Raw genomic sequence first — 17756 nt, 5'->3', positions numbered from 1 at the left:
GCCGACAAGTCCGAGGAGATCCAAAGACCATGCGCGTTCAACCGGTTCCATCGGGGAAGGGTATCCGGAGCAGCACTTAGAGCTTGGAAATCACCACCCGGCTCTATCCGCACGAACACTGGCACGGTGCCATCAACTTTCTGCATATTGATCGAATATCTGAACACCCAAGTCACTCAAGCGCGCACGCATCCGCCGCCATATCCCATCATGCGCGTTCAGGCACGCTCAAGTATGTTCAACGACATCGAAATGTTCTACAACGCTAACCGCCACTATGGATACATCAATTGGCAATGCTCGGTAGAGTTCGAACGTCGGCGGTTTTTGAATAATGGAATCGTTGAGAAAAGGACGATTCAACAAAAGATCAACACAAACAGGGAGGCTGGCAAAGCTTTCGCGCAACGAATGGCATGAACGTCATGAGAGCTAGCCAGATGTCGATGCAAGACATCAAATCGCTGAACTTCGAGCCGCTGCGAAGGGCGTACCCCGATCTCGCCAACATGGGCGGATATGCGGAGCATTACGCGTACACCGACCCGGAGAGCGCACTGGTCAAGCTCCGCAACTTTGCCGAGCGCCTCGTCGATCACGTCTACCTGACGCTCAAGCTCGAACGGGTTCCGCGGTCCACTTTTGTGGATCTGCTGCACAACGCTGGCTTCAAGGCCATAGCCCAGCCCCTGGTGCTGGACAAGTTGCACCTGCTGCGCCGCCTGGGCAACCGCGGTGCGCATGGCGAAGATGTCGAGGCCGCGGATGCCGCTAGATGCGTTCAGGAGGCCTGGCAACTCGCCCGATGGCTCCATGTGACCTTCCTAGGCGGGAAGATCGAGGACTTCTCCGAGTTCAAGCAGCCATCGGTCGCAGACATCGACAGCACGGCCGAGTTCAAGCGAAAGGCCAAGGCACTGACCGAGGAGAACCTCCTCAAGGAAGAGCGTCTCAAACAGGCACTGGAGGAACTGGCGGCCCTGCGCGCAGCAGATCGCGCCTCAGCCTCAGCGGCACAGTCGTTGCCGCCGCCGACAGAGCTGGAACTGTTGCAGGCAGCCCAGGCGTCCGCCGCAGCCGCCAACCGGCTGAAGTTCAGCGAGGACAACACCCGCAAGTGGCTGATAGACCGCGATCTGCGCATGGCCGGGTGGGACGTGCCGGCTGGCACGGCGTCGAGCGATTCCGTTGGTCAGGAAGTCGAGGTTCCGTATCAGCCCACCCAAACGGGAAAGGGTTATTGCGACTACGTGCTGTGGGACGACAACGGCAAGCCGCTCGCTGTCGTCGAGGCGAAGAAGACCCAGGTCGATGCGCGTGCGGGGCAGGAGCAGGCCAGGCTGTACGCTGACGCCCTGGAGAAGGTGCACGGGCAGCGGCCGATGATCTTCTACACCAACGGCCACGACATTTGGGTGTGGGACGACGCCGGTGGCTACCCGCCCCGGTCGGTCTTCGGCTTCTTTTCCAAAGACACCCTGCAGTACCGCGTCGGCTTCCAGCGCCGCGAGAAGTTGGACCTATTGACCGACGTGCGCCCGGACGCCACCATCGCCGGCCGTCTGTACCAGATCGAGAGCATCACTCGCGTGGCCGAGCGCTTCTCGCAGCGCCACCGCCGCGCACTGGTAGTGCAGGCCACGGGCACCGGCAAGACGCGCGTGGCCATTGCCTTGGCCAAGCTGCTGATCGATGCCCGCTGGGTGAAGCGCGTACTGTTCCTTTGTGACCGCAAGGAGCTGCGCAAGCAGGCCAAGAACACCTTCAACGACTTCGTCCAGGAGCCCATCTACGTGATCGGGCAGGCCAACGACGTCGGCAAGATGGATGCGCGCATCTACATCGGCATCTACCAGGGCCTTATCAATGACTACGAGTCTTTCGATGTCGGCTTCTTCGACCTGATCATCGCGGACGAATCGCACCGCTCGATCTACAACCTCTACGGCGACCTGTTCAAGTACTTCGACGCCATCCAGGTCGGCCTCACGGCCACGCCCGTGGAGATGGTCAGCCGCAGCACCTGCCGCCTCTTTGGTTGCGATTACAAGCTGCCCACGGCCAACTACCCGCTGGAGCAGGCCATTGCCGATCGCAACCTGGTGCCCTTCCGCGTGGTGGCGCACACAACTAAGTTTCTGCGCGACGGTATCAAGTCCGCGCACCTGACCGACGAACAGATCGCCCAGCTGGAAGACCAGGGCATTGATCCGAACACCCTGGACTTCGACGCCCAGGAGATCGACGCGGCCGTGTTCAACAAAGACACCAACCGCGTCATCTTGCGCAACCTGATGGACAACGGTCTGCGTGATGCCGACGGCCAGCTGCCCGGCAAGACCATCGTCTTTGCCCGCAACGTTGACCACGCCCGTCTCCTGGCGGAGCTGTTCGACGAGATGTTCCCGCAGTTCGCCGGCAAGTTCTGCCGCGTCATCCATTCCAAGGAGCCGCGGGCTGAGGACCTGATCGACCAGTTCAAAGAGCCGAAGGGCGACCTCCGGATCGCCATCTCCGTGGACATGCTGGACACTGGCATCGATGTGCCCGAGGTGGTCAACCTCGTCTTCGCCAAGCCGGTGAAGAGCAAGGTCAAGTTCTGGCAAATGATCGGCCGAGGCACGCGCCTCTGCAAAGACCTGTTCGGGCCGCACAAGGACAAGAGCGAGTTCCTGATCTTCGACCACTGGGGCAACTTCGCCTTCCACGATCTGAACCTGGACGATGTCGAGCCCACCATCCCGAAGCCACTCACGCAGCGGCGCTATGAGGCCCGCATCGAGTTGGCGGCCCTTGCACTGGCGCGATCAGACCTGCAGGCCTTTAACCAACTGGCCCAGCAGCTGCAGCAAGACGCCGCCGCTCTGCCCGATGGCACGATTGCTGTCCGTGAGAACTGGCAGGCCGTTCAGCAGGCCCGCGATGCCAAGCTCATCCACCAGTTCGCCCCGGTTACGCGACAACTGCTGATGGACACTATTTCGCCCCTGATGAGCGCCTTGGACGTGCGCGGCCAGGGCGACGCCCTGCGCTGGGACCTGCTGCTGTCCAAGGCCCAGGCCGCCGCCATTGCCGAACCTGGCAAGCCCAACCCGCAGCGCGAGGAGATCCTCGAATGGCTGGATCGGCTGCCGCCGCACCTGAACCCCGTGCGCGCCAAGGCCGACGAGCTCAAGGCCCTGCGCTCCGACGCCTTCTGGCAGCAGCCCACCTTTGGCCAACTGGAAGTCATGCGCGAGGCGCTGCGCGGCATCATTGACTTGGCCGAGGCACCAATCAAGCCGCCCCCCACGCCAACGACCGTGCTGGACGTACGTGAAGACGAGGCCGAGTACCGGGTTGAGCACCGCTCCACAAAGGTCAGATCGGTCGACTTCATCATTTACCGCAAAGCGGTACAGGCCGCGCTGGAGCCGCTGTTCGCGACCGACCCCGTACTGCAGAAGCTGCGCCGGGGTGAGCCGATCACACCGGAAGAACTGGACCAGCTCAACAGCCTCCTGCACACCCTCAACCCGAACGTGGACCTGTCCACGCTGCGCGAGTTTTACCCCGACACAGCCGTGCCTCTAACCCACATCCTGCGCGCCATCGTGGGGCTGGACCATGAAGCGGTCGACGCGAAGTTCACCACCTTCGCCCACAGCCACGCGCTGACCAGCCAGCAACTGCGCTTCCTGGCCATGCTGAAGGACCACATTCGCCAGTTTGGCGCCATCGCCGTGGCGCAACTGTTCGACGCGCCGTTCAACACCCTCCATGCCGAGGGCCTGGGCGGCGTCTTCCCCAACCAAACCCAACTCGATGAGTTGGTGGCGCTGGTGCGCGGCTTTGGTGAGCCATTGCAGCCACCTGCCACCAGCTGATTCCGTACCCAGCAGACAGGACACTCAATGATCACAGGGCCCCTCAAGAGCCGCATCGACAGCCTCTGGACCGACTTCTGGACCGGCGGCATCACCAACCCGCTTACGGTGATCGAGCAGATCACCTTCCTGATGTACAGCCGCCTGCTGGACATGAAGGAGCGTGTTGATGAGAAGCGCGCGTCGCTGACCGGGCAAGCCTTCGCCCGCCGCTTTGGCGAGGACGAGCAGGACTGCCGCTGGGAAACGTGGCGCCACTACGGCAGCGAAAAGATGTTGCCTCATGTGCGCGACCGCGTGTTTCCTCACTTCCGCCGCCTGGCTGACCGCAGCACCGGGGCAAGCAGCCTTTTCGCGTCCTTCATGAAGGACGCGCAGCTGATGATCCAGAAGGGCACCTTGCTCACGAAGGCCGTGGCTGCAGTGCAGGACCTGCCCTTGGAGCGGGGCGACACCAAGGGCGACCTCTACGAGTACCTGCTTAGCAAGCTCACCACCGCCGGCATCAACGGCCAGTTCCGCACGCCGCGGCACATCATCCGCTTGATGGTGGAGCTGATGCAGCCCCAGCCCACCGACCGCATCTGCGACCCCTCTTGCGGCACCGCTGGCTTCCTGGTCGAGGCCTACGAGTACCTGCTGCGCGAACACACCAGCGAGGCCGGTAAGCATGTGGAGCTTCTGGACGGTGAGGAGCACATCACCTACACCGGCGACCTGCTCGCCCAGCAGGGCCACCGCGCGCATGTGGACAGCGACATGTTCCACGCCTACGACTTCGACGCCACCATGCTACGCATCGCCAGCATGAACCTGGTGATGCACGGCGTGGCCGAGCCCGACGTGCACTACCAGGACACGCTGAGCCAGAGCTTCGAGGAGCGCCACCCCAAGGGATCCAAGGGCGCATTTGACCTCATCCTGGCCAACCCACCGTTCAAGGGCAGCCTGGACGAGCAGGACGTGGCGCCGGACCTGCTGCGCGTGGTCAAGACCAAGAAGACTGAGCTGCTGTTCATCGCCCTCATCCTGCGCATGCTGAAAGTTGGGGGCCGCAGCGCCACCATCGTGCCGGACGGCGTGCTGTTCGGCTCCAGCAAGGCTCATGTGCAGTTGCGCCAGCATCTGATCGAGAACAACCAGCTGGAGGCGGTGATTTCGCTGCCGTCCGGCGTGTTCAAGCCCTACGCCGGAGTCTCCACCGCCATCATCGTCTTTGCCAAGGGCGGCAAGACGGAGAACGTGTTCTTCTACGACGTGCAGTCGGATGGCTTCACGCTGGATGACAAACGACTGCCTGAGCCCGATGGAAAAAGCGACTTGCCGGATGTGCTGGCTAAGTACAGGCAGTGGTGCGAAGGAACAGGCAACTTCAGCGACCGCACAACGCAGGCTTTCGACGTGCCGGCCGAAGACATACGTGCTCAAAGTTTCGACCTTTCCATCAATCGATACAAGGAGCAGTTGATCAAGCCCAAGAACCACGTCCAGCCGGAAGACATCCTTGAATCGCTGCGCGCGCTCGAAGTGCAGATCATGAACGACATCAGCGAAATCACGGAGCTGATGAAGTGATGCGACGGCACTACCGGCTTGATGCGCTGTGTGACATTCGCAGTGGCGGCACCCCACCTAGGTCGTCAAGTGCCAACTATGGCGGCAACTTCCCATGGGCCAAGATTGACGATCTAAACGTCGAGAACGGGGTCGTATCGTCCACAAAGGAGTGCATCACCGAGATCGGCCTGCAGTCGATCCGTGGTCGCCTTGTTGAGCCAGGCACGCTGCTGTTTGCAATGTATGGCTCTGTCGGAAAGATGGCGTGGGCAGGAGTGCGCCTAGCAACAAACCAAGCCATTTTGGGCATATCGGTTTTGGATCCTCAGAAGCTAGCACCAAGTTATCTCAAGCATTGGCTCGCCTCAAAGCAGGCAGACTTTGATCGAGACGCAAACGGCGTCACACAAAAGAATCTCTCGGCAGGCTACGTCAGGGACCTTGAGATTGCGCTTCCTCCCATCGAAGAGCAGCAACGCATCGCCACCATCCTGGACAAGGCCGACGGCCTGCGTCGCAAGCGGCAGGAGGCCATCCGGCTGGCAGACGAACTTCTGAGGGCGGCATACCTGGAAGTAGCGCAACGGAATCCAGTCAGAGCTCCAGTTGAATCATTGCTCGCCGAGGTGCCGAACGCTGCGCGAACGGGCCCTTTCGGCAGCCAGCTGCTGGTGTCCGAGTTCTCTGCGTCAGGCATACCCGTTCTTGGTATCGATAACGTCGTCTCGAATACCTTCACCTGGGCGGCACCTCGCTACATTTCCCACGAAAAGTACGCGGAGCTTGATCGCTACACCGTCAGACCTGGCGATGTGATGGTCACGATCATGGGGACAACCGGGCGCGTTGCTATCGCGCCGGACGACTTGCCGACCTGCATCAGCACCAAGCACCTTTGCACGCTCACGCTCGATCGAAAGAAGATGCTCCCGACCTATCTCTGGGCCTGCCTGCGCTGGGACCCTGAAGTCAAAGCCCAGACCCGTCGCGAGGCGAAGGGCGCCATCATGGAAGGTTGGAATATGGGCATCGTCAAGGGGCTGTTGGTCAACGCGCCACCGATGGACGTGCAACTGAAGTTCGAAGAAATTGCCGGCCGCATCAAGCGGATGAGTTCGGCGCAGGCCCTCGCAGCAAAGGGAACTGATGAACTCATGGCCTCGCTGTCCGCCAAGTACCTTGAGCCGACGACCTAAACAACGCCAGGCCGCTGAACCATGTCATCGCTGATCAAGTCGCTCTCGCTCAAGAACTTCAAGGGCTTCTCCGACGTAGTCCGCATCGAGCTGCGTCCCATCACCTTGCTGTTCGGCGCCAACAGCGCTGGCAAGAGCAGCGTGCTGCAGGCTCTGCAGTATGTGCGAGAGATCCTGGAGCGGCAAAACGTCAATGCCGATCGAACCCTGCAGGGCGGCGAGGCGGTGGACCTGGGCGGCTTCCTGAACCTGGTCAACGGCCGCGATCCGCAGAAGAAGGTCGAGATCGCAGTTGAGATGGAGTTGGGAGCGACCTCCGTCCCGGAACTGGTGCCGGATGCTTTCGAGGACTGGCAGACAACCGACGAGCAAGTCTGGTGGATGTACGACACCCTGCAAAACATCCGCCGCGCCGTGAAAACCGTCGTCATCCGACTGAGCATTGGGTGGAACGAGCAACGCGAGCAGCCCTTCGTCCAGGGCTACGAGATCGCCACGAACGGCGAGTGGTGCCTCAGCATCGCTTCCACCAGTGATGGCCGTGATGCGCAGATGCGCATCAACCATTTGAACCCGATCTTCATGGTAGACGCGCCGGATGGCGACGAACTGCTCTCGTTGCTGGACGACTTCGTCAACCCGGAGGATCTGGCGCAGCCTGTAGAACGCCCCGGGGCCAGCGAGCCAACCAAGTCGCAAGGCGAGACATCGATCTTGCCGTCGCTGTTCAGTGCCGTTCAAGAAGCCGGCATGGAGCGCCCGGGCGACGGCCTGCGCGCATGGCTCACGGGCTTTCGTGGGGCACTGCCGCGCCTGGACCAGATGCTGTTCATCCCCGCGCCGGGAGCCAAAGGGGCTGAAAACGTCTACACGGTGCGGGAGTTCACCGCGTTCCTGTCTTGGCTGACCGTCGGCCCCGCTTTGCTGCTGCGCGAGCAGTTGGGTCAGATGCGCTACATCGGCCCGCTACGGCGCATTCCGCCTCGCGGTCTGGAGGTGTCGCTGACCAAGAGCGACTCGGCCTGGTCGGATGGCATGGCCGCGTGGGAGACGCTGGTCACTGGCAGCCAGGACCTGGTGGAGCGTGTGAGCGACTGGATGCAGTCGCCCGCCAAACTGGGCACGGGCTACGCCGTCACCCGCAAGGCCTACCAGGAGTTCGATCCGAACCACCCGGTGCCTCAGCCCATCGGCCCCATTCGCAAGCGCGCGCTGCTGGTAGACGGTGCTGGGCTGACCTTGCAGCCGCAAGACGTGGGCGTCGGCATCTCGCAGGTGCTGCCGGTGGTCGTGGCGGCACAAGACGGCTCAGCCAGCGTGGTGTGCATCGAGCAACCCGAACTGCACATCCACCCCGCCGTTCAGGTGGGCCTGGGCGATCTGTTCATCGACGGCGCGGTGAACCAAGGGCTGTCCTTCCTCATCGAGACGCACAGCGAGCACCTGATCCTGCGTCTGCTGCGTCGCATCCGAGAAGCTGCGGAACTGACCAACCAGGTGACCGACCAGCCGCTGTCACCCGCGCTGATCGGCGTCTACTGCCTAACCAAGCGCAACGGTGCGGTGATCATCGACGAAATCCCGGTGACCAAGGACGGCGACTTCGCCAAGCCCTGGCCGCAGGGCTTCTTCGATGAACGTGGCGCGGAGCTGTTCTGATGTTCAAGGAGATCGCTGTCGAGCCCGCTGCCCTGGCGGCGTCTGATCTTCAATTCCGCTACCTCATCGAAAAGTTCGGGGTCGCTGAAGGCCGCTTGATCGCGGCCTTCCCCAGCAAGTGGAAGAGGTTCGTGTACCAGGCTGCTCAGGCCAGGCTGCGGGGCACTACTGAGCTTTCCAAGATCGAAGTCCGCCTGCGTGGGTTGAAAGACGATCTCTTCTACTTCCGGGGTCGCCCAGGGGAGGGTTGCGCGGAGAACTGGCTGGCTGCTGCAGAGGCTGAGCATGCGCGCGAGCCCTTCGACGCCATCATCGCCGCAGAGGGCGACGCGCGTGGCGCGGTAGTTCCGGCCCATGAGCTGGATGCGGCCCATCCCTGCTTGCAGCCCAATCGGCAATGGCACATTGAACGCACGGCAGAGGTGATGGCCCGTTGCTGCGCACCTCTGCTGCACGCTGGATCACACATCAAGCTGATTGATCCCCACATGGACGCCAACAACGGCCGGCATCGCAGGCCCTTGGTCGCCTTCCTCCGCTGCGTCAGACCTGGCGCACGCGTCGACGTGTTCTGCGGCGATGGCAAGCGCCAGGATCATCTGTGCCGTGGCATTGAGCGCGCTTTGGAGTTGGCTCGGCCCGACGGCGTCGAGGTGCGGCTTTACCTGCGCCCGCAAGCAACCCTGCACAACCGCTACGTGCTCACCGAGGGCGGGGGCTTGTTCTTCTCCACGGGTCTGGATGACCACGACGACGGCGCGAACCGGACCGATGAGGTCGGCGTCTTGGAGTCGGCCATCTGGTTGGTGCAGTGGGAGAAATACAGCGGGGACGACCCGGTTGCCTGCTGGAAGTGGCAGAAACACAAGGGAGGAGAATGAAGCCAAAACAACGCATCAGAACGGTCGGCTCAGTCTCAAACGAATTGCTCAAGAAGTCCCGAGAGGCCGCCTTGGCGGCTGTGCAGGTCTTCAACAACCCGGCCATCACTTTCAAGTCCGAGATCTTCGTTGTGATGATGGTGATCTCCTGGACGTACCTGCTCCATGCGCACTTCCGCAAGCAAGGCATCGAGTACCGCTACTTCAAGGTAGCCGGCACGCGAAAACGCTTCGACAAGACATCAAAGGGCGCCTTCAAGTACTGGGAGCTTGAGCGCTGCCTGAACGACCAGGCCTCGCCCGTTGACAAAGCGGCTGCGAACAATCTGCGCTTTCTTGTCGGCTTGCGACATGAGATCGAGCACCAGATGACGAACCGGTTGGACGAACACCTGAGTGCCCGCTTCCAAGCCTGTTGCTTGAACTACAACGACTTGATCAAGCGTCTATTCGGAGACGAGTTCGGTATCGACAAGCACTTGTCGTTCAGCCTGCAGTTCTCGGCGATCAACACTGATCAATGGGAGGCACTGCATGACGCGGAGGGCCTGCCCCCGAACATTCGCGCGTTCATCAACGCCTTCGACTCGGCGCTGACCGAAGCCGAGTTCAACGACCCAAGGTTCGCATACCGTGTGCTGTTTGTGCCCAAGACTGCGAACCGCAAAGGGCAGGCGGACAAGGTGATCGAGTTCATCAAGGCCGACTCGGATCTAGCCAAGGACGTCAACAAGCACTACGCCGTCGTCAAGGAAACCGAGAAGGCCAAGTACCTGCCGAAACAGGTGGTGGAGAAGATGCAGGCGAGCGGTTATCCGCGCTTCACCATGCACAACCACACTCAGCTGTGGAAGGAGCTAGACGCGAAAAACACCTCCAAAGGTTGGGGCGTCTCGGTCGTCAAAACCTGGTACTGGTATCAGCCTTGGCTTGAGATCGTCGCATCACACTGCGCCGCCAATGCGGCTGCCTACTCGTAGGTGCCGAAATGGAGGTTTTTTACTACTGGAAAGACTGAGCATCCGATATTCACCACGGCCGGATTCGTCACTTTCGATTTGCCCAAGACAAACTCAAAAAGGCTACAACAGCAGCGCACGAATGACATTCGGATAGAAAAACCGCGCGAGTGAAACGGAAAGCTGCAATTGCTGCGCCGACTTGCATGTGCGGATTCGCCACCGTCGAAGGTCATGGCGACCTCTGGCGACAGTCTCATCCCTTAGAGGCCGACGCTCAATGCGCCCTTACCTACGCGTCTGCATAACCCAGAGAAATCGAACAACAGCTGCCTAATAGTGATGGATGGTCAGCAGACGCACCGTCGCCAGATCATCTGCTATCGAGTACAACATCAGGAAATCGCCGTGCAAATACTCGCGAAGGGTATCGGCGAAGCCAGCATCAGCTTTGATTGGCTTCGAGGCGTGCAAGGAAGCTGTCGGTCAGCTCAACCCGATGAAGGTCTTCAGCCACGTGCCTTCGCGCGACACTTCTGGAGACCGGCGATTGCGGCATCGGCCACCTGGGTGCGGCCCGCTGCAATGTCGTCCAGACCGCGACGGGCGTCTTCAAGCAGAAGCAGATGGATGCGCTCGCGTTCCAGCCGGTGGTAGTAGTCCAGCCGGTCGGCGTCGATCAGCGCGACATAGCTTTCGCCATTCTTGGTGATGATCTTCTCGGCGCCAGCCTTGGCCTGCTCGGCCAGTTCCGAGAGATTGGCGCGTGCCTGGGTGAAGGGCACCACGTCGCGCGCTGAAAAACCCATGGCAGGCTCCCAATGGAAAGATGACAGAATTCTGTACAGTTTATCGACGCACGTGCGATGTCGCCAGAGGGGGCCGGTCATCTGGCAGCGCGCGTGCGATGGGAGGTCGCAACTCGGGGCCTGATCAGAGGCACAGCAAAAATGGCGACGGCACTGCACCGACCGTCCACCGGACCACCTCAGGCCCGGACATTCAGGATATGCATGGGGGCGCTGAAGAAGGCGCCCTCACGACTTTCAAGATATTTTTCCTGACCGTGACTTCAAACCATTGTTTTCAATAGATTTTTATCAACCTCTTCAAGATACGGCGGTCGCTGATTACGGATACCCTTCAGCTTCGGCTCGAGTTCAGCTCCCGGGTCGCTCTTGGCAACGCTTCGGTGCCATGACACGTGTCTTTCCCTGCCGGCCAGGGCCATTTCGGTGCCGGCGTCAGCGATGACGTAGCGTTCACCACTGCGTGTGCGGACCTCCTCGACCTTGCTCTTGAGCTTTTCGATCAGCGCCTCTTTCTGGATGGCGACCGGGCTTGACTGCGCACCTTAGCCAGACGAGACTAACCTTGCATCTACCCCGGAGGAAAGCATGCGTTCAGTCAATATGTTGCAGGCCAAGACGACACTCTCCCGTCTGGTAGAGGCGATCGAGCTGGGTGAAGAGCGGGAGATCGTGATCGCGCGCAATGGTCGACCGGTTGCACGGCTGGTGCCGGTCGACACGCAACAGCCGGGGCCGCGCCTCGGGGTGGCCAAAGGACTGTTCGAGGTGCCGGAGGATATCGACGCGCACAACGAGGAGGTCGCGCGGCTGTTCAGCGGCGTCGCCCCGTGAACATCCTGCTCGATACACACGTGGCGCTCTGGGCGATCACGGACAGCCCCAGACTGCGCGCGCCGGCCCGCGAACTCATTGCATCGTCGTCAAATCAGGTCTGGATCAGTGCTGCAACGATCTGGGAGATTTCGATCAAGCACACGCTGGCGCGCGGCGACATGCCGGTGTCGGGCAGCGAGGCGCTCCGCTACTTCAATGCATCAGGATTCCGGATGCTGCCGGTGGAAGCCGAGCACGCGGTGGCCGTCGAGACGCTGCCGGCGCATCACCAGGATCCGTTCGATCGCATCCTGGTTGCACAGGCGCTGACCGAGCCCATGCGGCTGATCACGCACGACGCGACCGTGGCGCGCTACAGCGACACCATCATCCGCTGCTGAGCGCGCCGCCGGCCCTCACTCCACCGTCACGCTCTTCGCCAGATTCCGCGGCTTGTCCACATCGGTGCCCTTCACCAGCGCGGCGTGATACGCCAGCAGCTGCAGCGGCACGACGTGCAGCACCGGTGACAGCAGGCCGTAGTTCTCCGGCATGTTCAGGATGTGCACGCCCTCGCCTTCGACCATTTCGGTGCCGGCGTCGGCGATGACGTAGAGCTCGCCGCCGCGGGCGCGGACTTCCTGAATGTTGCTCTTGAGCTTTTCGATCAGCGCGTCGTTCGGGGCGATGGCGATGACCGGCATGTCGCGGTCGACCAGCGCCAGCGGGCCGTGCTTCAGTTCGCCGGCCGGGTAGGCTTCGGCGTGGATGTAGGAAATTTCCTTGAGCTTGAGCGCGCCTTCGAGCGCGATCGGGTAGTGCTGGCCGCGACCGAGGAAGAGGGCGTGGTGCTTCATGGCGAAGCGTTCGGCCCAGGCCTGGATCTGCGGCTCAAGCTCCAGAACGCGGGTGACTGCGCCCGGCAGGTGGCGCAGCGCGCCGAGGTATTTCTCTTCCTGCGCGACGCTGAGCGTGCCGCGGGTCTTGGCCATGGCCAGCGTGAGCAGCGCGAGCGCGGCGAGCTGGGTGGTGTAGGCCTTGGTCGAGGCGACGCCGATTTCCGGGCCGGCGCGGGTGATGAAGCGCAGGCTGGATTCACGCACGATGGCCGATTCCGGCACGTTGCACACCGCCAGCGTGTGGGTCATGCCGAGCGTCTTGGCAAACTTGAGCGCGGCCAGCGTGTCGGCGGTTTCGCCGGACTGCGAGATGGTGACCACCAGCGTCGCCGGGTCGGCCACCGGCTTGCGGTAGCGGTATTCGCTGGCGATTTCGACCGAGCATTCGATGCCGGCGATGTCTTCGAGCCAGTAGCGGGCGACCATGCCAGCGTGATAGCTGGTGCCGCAGGCGAGCACGAGCACGCGGCGCACCGAGCGGAATACGCTGTCGGCTTCGGTACCGAACAGGTTGGGCGTGATGGAGCGCGCCTGGGCCAGCATTTCGAGCGTGTTCGACAGCGCGGCCGGCTGTTCGAAAATCTCTTTCTGCATGTAGTGGCGGTAGCTGCCCAGCTCGACCGCGTCGGCCGACAGCTGGCTCACCTGCACCGGGCGTTCAACCGGCGTGCCGTCGAGACGCATGATGCGCATCGCGCCGCGGGTGAGCTCGGCCATGTCGCCGTCTTCGAGGTAGATCATGTTGCGCGTGACCTGCAGCAGCGCCGAGGTGTCGGAGGCGGCGTAGTTGCCGGTGTCCGACTGGCCCAGCACCAGCGGCGAGCCGTGGCGTGCGACGATGATGCGCGAGTCTTCGCCTTCGCTGACGATGGCGATGGCGTAGGCGCCGATCAGTTCGCCACAGGTGGCGCGCACCGCGTCGACCAGATCCGGGGTGCTCTTCAGGTGGTGGCGCACCAGGTGGGCGATCACTTCGGTGTCGGTTTCCGACGTGAAGGTGTAGCCGAGGTCGGTGAGGCGGGCGCGCAGCGGCTCGAAGTTCTCGATGATGCCGTTGTGCACGACCGCCAGACCGTCGCTGATGTGCGGGTGGGCGTTGCGCTCGGACGGCACGCCGTGGGTGGCCCAGCGGGTGTGGGCGATGCCGATGGCGGCGTCGAGCTGCTGCTCGTCGGCCTGGGTGGCCAGTTCGGCCACGCGACCGACCGCGCGCAGGCGACGCAGCTGGGTACCGTTGGCGCCGTTCAGCACCGCGAGGCCGGCCGAGTCATAGCCGCGGTATTCGAGCTTGCGCAGCCCTTCGAGCAGGACGGGAACGATGTTCTGGCCGGAGATGGCCGCGACGATGCCGCACATGGGAAATCCTTTGGCGTTGCGATGCGTTGTGTGTCTGCGCTCTACGTCTGCGCTGCAGGTTCGTTCGGGCGCCCGGTCACTTCTTCTGCTTGACCGGGCGGGTCCAGCTTTCGATCGTGGTCTGGCGCACGCGGGAAATCGTGAGCTGACCGGCCGGCGCGTCCTGGGTGAGCGTGGTGCCGGCGCCCAGCGTGGCGCCGCGGCCGACGGTGACCGGCGCAACCAGCTGGGTGTCGGAGCCGATGAACACGTCGTCCTCGATCACGGTACGGAATTTGTTGGCGCCGTCGTAGTTGCAGCAGATGGTGCCGGCGCCGATGTTCACGCGGCTGCCCACGGTGGCGTCACCGACGTAGGCCAGGTGGTTGGCCTTGCTGTGGGCGGCGATGGTGCTGTTCTTCACCTCGACGAAGTTGCCGATGTGCACGTCTTCGGCGAGCTTCGCACCCGGACGAAGGCGGGCATAGGGGCCCAACTGGCAGTCGGCGCCGACTTCGGCGTCTTCGAAATGGCAGAAGGGCGCGATGCGGGTGCCGGCGGCCACGGTGACGTTGCGCAGCACCGAGTGCGCGCCCACCTTGACGCCATCGCCCAGCTCGACGCGGCCTTCGAAGATGCAGCCGACGTCGATCTCGACATCGCGGCCGCACACCAGCTCGCCGCGCACGTCGACCCGCGCCGGGTCGCGCAACGTGACGCCCTCGGCCAGTAGCCGGTCGGCGTTCTCACGCTGGTGGATGCGTTCCAGTTCGGCCAGCTGGGCCTTGTCGTTCACGCCCAGGGTTTCCGACACGCGGGCCGGCTGGGTGCTCACCACCGGCACGCCGTCGCGCACCGCGGCGGCGACCACGTCGGTCAGGTAGTACTCGCGCTGGGCGTTGTCGTTCGACAGCTGGTCGAGCCAGCCGGCGAGCTTGCCGCCGGGCACCACCATGATGCCGGTGTTCACTTCGCGGATGGCGCGCTCGGCCTCGGAGGCATCCTTCTGTTCGACGATGCGCACGATGTGGCCGGCGCCGTCGCGCACGATGCGGCCGTAGCCGGTCGGGTCGTCGAGCTGCACGGTCAGGATGGCGAGCTTGTCGCCGCCGGCGGCGTCGGCCAGCTTGCGCAGCGTGTCGGCGCGCAATAGCGGCACGTCGCCGTACAGGATGAGCACCGGCTCTTCACGGTTGAGCAGCGGCAGCGCCTGCATGACCGCGTGGCCAGTGCCGAGCTGTTCGGCCTGCAGCGCCCAGCCCACCGCCTCGTCCGGGAAGGCGGCACGCACCGCCTCGCCGCCATGGCCATAGACCACGCAGGTGTGCGAAGGCGTAAGGGACGCTGCGGTACGCAGCACATGCCCGAGCAGCGGGCGGTCAGACAGCGGTTGCAGCACCTTGGGCAGGACGGAGCGCATGCGCTTGCCCTGACCGGCTGCCAGAATGACGATCTGCATCGGGCACCATATCGCGAAAATCCGCGTGGATTCTAGCATTCGGGGTATTACAGCCTGCTGCGCACCAGTTCTCGCACGGCCTCACCGGAGGCCCGGGAAATGGATGTTTCCGTCAAATAATGCGCAGCAGAACCGGACACACCCGGCGCACTGCGCGGGGTGATTGCGGTCCACCCTAGTGTGGATACCTTGACGTATCGTGGAGGTTTGTCGATGAACGGAAGAACATTCATCTGCCTGCTGGCCCTGCTGCCGCTCGGGGCGCTGGCCGATGGCACGGTGCACCGCTGGGTGGACGAGCGCGGCGTGGTGAATTACGGCGACAAGCCGCCGCCCGACCGCAAGGCGACCCCGGTACCGATCACCGACCCGCTTACGGTATCGCGGCCGCCCGCGCCGACCACGCCTTCGGATGCCGCGGCGCCGCCCGCACGGGCAGGCACGCCGCCCATGGACCGCGACGCGGTGCGCCAGGAAATCGAATCGACCCTGCGGCGGGAACAGGCGGCCCAGGCGCAGGAGGCGGAACGCAACCAGGAAAAGGCGAGGGCGGAAGCGCGCCGGCGCTGCGAGGAACAGCGCCGCGTCGACTGCGATCAGGCGCAGCCGGACGATCTGTACATCGCTCCGCCCCGCATCGTGCGCCGGCACTACCCGATCACGCCGGTCATCCCGCCCCGCCCGGCCGACCCACCGGCGCCTCCGGTACTGAAAGCCCCGCGACCGGCCAGTCCCTGAGCGCCGACCCGGAAGCAGACGGCAGATAAAACAAAAGCGGGCCGAAGCCCGCTTTTGCTCTGTGCTGCAGCCGATCACTGCCTGCCAGCCCTCGCGAGGGCTGAAAGAGCCTTAACGCGGCAGCGTGGTGGTGCCCATCAGGAACTGGTCAACTTCGCGCGCGCACTGACGGCCCTCGCGAATCGCCCACACCACCAGCGACTGACCGCGGCGCATGTCGCCGGCGGCGAACACCTTGGCGACATTGGTGGCGTAGCAGCCTTCACCGTCGGTGGTGGCCTTGGCGTTGCCGCGACCGTCCTTCTCGACGCCGAAGCTGTCGATGATGCTGGCGGCCGGGCTGACGAAGCCCATGGCGAGCAGCACGAGATCGGCCTTGAGCAGCTGCTCGGAGCCGGCCACTTCCTGCATGCGGCCGTCCTTCCACTCGACGCGCACGGTCTTCACCTGCGTGACCTTGCCGTTCTCGCCGATGAATTCCTTGGTGGCGATCGCCCAGTCACGCTCGCAGCCTTCTTCGTGGCTGGACGAGGTGCGCAGCTTGATCGGCCAGTACGGCCACACCAGCGGCTTGTTCTCGGCTTCCGGCGGCTGCGGCATCAGTTCGAACTGGACGACGCTGGCTGCGCCATGGCGGTTCGAGGTGCCGACGCAGTCGGAGCCGGTGTCGCCGCCACCGATCACGACCACGTGCTTGCCGGTGGCCATGATCTGGCCCGGCACGGCGTCGCCGGCGACCACGCGGTTCTGCTGCGGCAGGAAGTCCATCGCGAAATGCACGCCGGCCAGTTCGCGGCCCGGCACCGGCAGATCGCGCGGCTGTTCCGCGCCACCGGCCAGGATGACCGCGTCGAACTCGGCCTTCAGCTGGTCCGGGCTGACGACGGTGGTGCCGTCGCTGTGCACCGGCGAACCTTCGGGCAGCGGGCCGACCTGCACGCCGGTGCGGAAGGTGACGCCTTCGGCCTGCATCTGCTCGACACGACGGTCGATGTGCGACTTTTCCATCTTGAAGTCGGGGATGCCGTAGCGCAGCAGACCGCCGATGCGGCTGTTCTTCTCGAACACGGTCACGTCATGACCGGCGCGCGCCAGCTGCTGGGCGGCGGCCATGCCGGCCGGGCCGGAACCGACCACGGCCACCTTCTTGCCGGTCTTCTGCGCCGGCGGCTGCGGCACGACCCAGCCGTTTTCCCAGGCCTTGTCGATGATGGCGTGCTCGATCGACTTGATGCCCACCGCGTCGCTGTTGATGTTCAGCGTACAGGCGGCTTCACACGGCGCCGGACAGATGCGGCCGGTGAATTCCGGGAAGTTGTTGGTCGAGTGCAGCACATCGATCGCCTGCTTCCAGTCCTGGCGGAAAACCAGGTCGTTGAAGTCGGGAATGATGTTGTTGACCGGGCAGCCGTTGTTGCAGAACGGAATGCCGCAGTCCATGCAGCGCGCGCCCTGCACCTTCGCTTCTTCGTCGCTCAGGTGCAGCACGAACTCCTTGTAGTTGCGGACGCGCTCGGCGACCGGCAGCGACGCCTCGGACAGGCGCTGGAACTCAAGAAAACCGGTGGACTTTCCCATTTCG

Annotated in this window: 13 protein-coding genes; 9 read left to right on the top strand and 4 right to left on the bottom strand. The window is 63.3% G+C overall.

Annotated elements, in window-relative coordinates; genetic code table 11:
* The first annotated feature begins 440 nt into the window (after positions 1 to 440).
* The 6 genes from METUNV1_RS09560 to METUNV1_RS09535 are packed head-to-tail and all read left to right on the top strand — an operon-like array spanning position 441 to position 10139.
* A complete protein-coding gene (locus METUNV1_RS09560; protein WP_197315204.1) occupies positions 441 to 3866 on the top strand; it encodes a DEAD/DEAH box helicase family protein in 3426 nt (1141 codons plus the stop codon).
* Positions 3867 to 3893: 27 nt separating this feature from the next.
* Positions 3894 to 5441: a type I restriction-modification system subunit M gene (locus METUNV1_RS09555; RefSeq protein WP_008061173.1), complete on the top strand. Its 1548-nt coding sequence runs from the start codon at positions 3894 to 3896 to the stop codon at positions 5439 to 5441.
* On the top strand, positions 5441 to 6619 hold the full coding sequence (locus tag METUNV1_RS09550; RefSeq protein ID WP_008061172.1) for a restriction endonuclease subunit S: 1179 nt from the start codon (positions 5441 to 5443) through the stop codon (positions 6617 to 6619). The genes METUNV1_RS09555 and METUNV1_RS09550 overlap by 1 nt, the downstream gene beginning before the upstream one ends.
* Positions 6620 to 6640: 21 nt before the next feature.
* Entirely contained in the window at positions 6641 to 8278 is a 1638-nt protein-coding gene (locus METUNV1_RS09545) for an AAA family ATPase (RefSeq protein WP_008061171.1), read from the top strand.
* Positions 8278 to 9159 (top strand): hypothetical protein, encoded by an 882-nt coding sequence (locus tag METUNV1_RS09540; RefSeq protein WP_008061170.1) that lies wholly within the window; start codon positions 8278 to 8280, stop codon positions 9157 to 9159. Before METUNV1_RS09545 ends, METUNV1_RS09540 begins: the two co-directional genes overlap by 1 nt.
* Positions 9156 to 10139 (top strand): DUF3644 domain-containing protein, encoded by a 984-nt coding sequence (locus METUNV1_RS09535; protein ID WP_008061169.1) that lies wholly within the window; start codon positions 9156 to 9158, stop codon positions 10137 to 10139. Before METUNV1_RS09540 ends, METUNV1_RS09535 begins: the two co-directional genes overlap by 4 nt.
* 488 nt (positions 10140 to 10627) lie before the next feature.
* On the opposite strand, the gene METUNV1_RS09530 is transcribed toward METUNV1_RS09535, so the two are convergent.
* Positions 10628 to 10927 (bottom strand): type II toxin-antitoxin system Phd/YefM family antitoxin, encoded by a 300-nt coding sequence (locus METUNV1_RS09530; protein WP_008061168.1) that lies wholly within the window; start codon positions 10925 to 10927, stop codon positions 10628 to 10630.
* A gap of 588 nt (positions 10928 to 11515) precedes the next feature.
* Here METUNV1_RS09530 and METUNV1_RS09525 point away from each other — a divergent pair.
* Positions 11516 to 11761, top strand: coding sequence for a type II toxin-antitoxin system Phd/YefM family antitoxin (locus METUNV1_RS09525; protein ID WP_008061167.1), 246 nt, complete (start codon positions 11516 to 11518; stop codon positions 11759 to 11761).
* Positions 11758 to 12144: a type II toxin-antitoxin system VapC family toxin gene (locus METUNV1_RS09520; protein ID WP_008061166.1), complete on the top strand. Its 387-nt coding sequence runs from the start codon at positions 11758 to 11760 to the stop codon at positions 12142 to 12144. Before METUNV1_RS09525 ends, METUNV1_RS09520 begins: the two co-directional genes overlap by 4 nt.
* A gap of 15 nt (positions 12145 to 12159) precedes the next feature.
* Here the strand turns inward: METUNV1_RS09520 and glmS are convergent, their stop codons facing one another.
* The gene (gene glmS, locus METUNV1_RS09515; protein WP_008061164.1) at positions 12160 to 13998 is read right to left on the bottom strand and encodes a glutamine--fructose-6-phosphate transaminase (isomerizing); all 1839 of its coding nucleotides are present in this window, start codon (positions 13996 to 13998) and stop codon (positions 12160 to 12162) included.
* Positions 13999 to 14074: 76 nt separating this feature from the next.
* Positions 14075 to 15436 carry a bifunctional UDP-N-acetylglucosamine diphosphorylase/glucosamine-1-phosphate N-acetyltransferase GlmU gene (gene glmU, locus METUNV1_RS09510; protein WP_008061161.1) on the bottom strand — a complete coding sequence of 454 codons (1362 nt, stop codon included), beginning with the start codon at positions 15434 to 15436 and terminating at the stop codon, positions 14075 to 14077.
* A gap of 213 nt (positions 15437 to 15649) precedes the next feature.
* Here glmU and METUNV1_RS09505 point away from each other — a divergent pair, with 213 nt between their 5' ends.
* Positions 15650 to 16174 carry a DUF4124 domain-containing protein gene (locus METUNV1_RS09505; protein WP_008061160.1) on the top strand — a complete coding sequence of 175 codons (525 nt, stop codon included), beginning with the start codon at positions 15650 to 15652 and terminating at the stop codon, positions 16172 to 16174.
* 111 nt (positions 16175 to 16285) lie between these two features.
* Here the strand turns inward: METUNV1_RS09505 and METUNV1_RS09500 are convergent, their stop codons facing one another.
* Positions 16286 to 17752 (bottom strand): glutamate synthase subunit beta, encoded by a 1467-nt coding sequence (locus METUNV1_RS09500; RefSeq protein WP_008061159.1) that lies wholly within the window; start codon positions 17750 to 17752, stop codon positions 16286 to 16288.
* Positions 17753 to 17756: the final 4 nt, after the last annotated feature.

It is taken from the genome of Methyloversatilis universalis FAM5 (genome assembly GCF_000214035.2).
GTDB lineage: Bacteria > Pseudomonadota > Gammaproteobacteria > Burkholderiales > Rhodocyclaceae > Methyloversatilis > Methyloversatilis universalis.
The sequence above is the reverse complement of the archived record's forward strand: the minus strand, read 5'-3'. Positions and strand labels throughout refer to the sequence as shown.

Excerpts from the sequence above, each read along its gene's own strand:
- METUNV1_RS09560 (WP_197315204.1), top strand. The coding sequence starts at position 441 with ATGTCGATGCAAGACATCAAATCGCTGAACTTCGAGCCGCTGCGAAGG.
- METUNV1_RS09555 (WP_008061173.1), top strand. The coding sequence starts at position 3,894 with ATGATCACAGGGCCCCTCAAGAGCCGCATCGACAGCCTCTGGACCGAC.
- METUNV1_RS09550 (WP_008061172.1), top strand. The coding sequence starts at position 5,441 with ATGCGACGGCACTACCGGCTTGATGCGCTGTGTGACATTCGCAGTGGC.
- METUNV1_RS09545 (WP_008061171.1), top strand. The coding sequence starts at position 6,641 with ATGTCATCGCTGATCAAGTCGCTCTCGCTCAAGAACTTCAAGGGCTTC.
- METUNV1_RS09540 (WP_008061170.1), top strand. The coding sequence starts at position 8,278 with ATGTTCAAGGAGATCGCTGTCGAGCCCGCTGCCCTGGCGGCGTCTGAT.
- METUNV1_RS09535 (WP_008061169.1), top strand. The coding sequence starts at position 9,156 with ATGAAGCCAAAACAACGCATCAGAACGGTCGGCTCAGTCTCAAACGAA.
- METUNV1_RS09530 (WP_008061168.1), bottom strand. The coding sequence starts at position 10,927 with ATGGGTTTTTCAGCGCGCGACGTGGTGCCCTTCACCCAGGCACGCGCC.
- METUNV1_RS09525 (WP_008061167.1), top strand. The coding sequence starts at position 11,516 with ATGCGTTCAGTCAATATGTTGCAGGCCAAGACGACACTCTCCCGTCTG.
- glmS (WP_008061164.1), bottom strand. The coding sequence starts at position 13,998 with ATGTGCGGCATCGTCGCGGCCATCTCCGGCCAGAACATCGTTCCCGTC.
- glmU (WP_008061161.1), bottom strand. The coding sequence starts at position 15,436 with ATGCAGATCGTCATTCTGGCAGCCGGTCAGGGCAAGCGCATGCGCTCC.
- METUNV1_RS09505 (WP_008061160.1), top strand. The coding sequence starts at position 15,650 with ATGAACGGAAGAACATTCATCTGCCTGCTGGCCCTGCTGCCGCTCGGG.
- METUNV1_RS09500 (WP_008061159.1), bottom strand. The coding sequence starts at position 17,752 with ATGGGAAAGTCCACCGGTTTTCTTGAGTTCCAGCGCCTGTCCGAGGCG.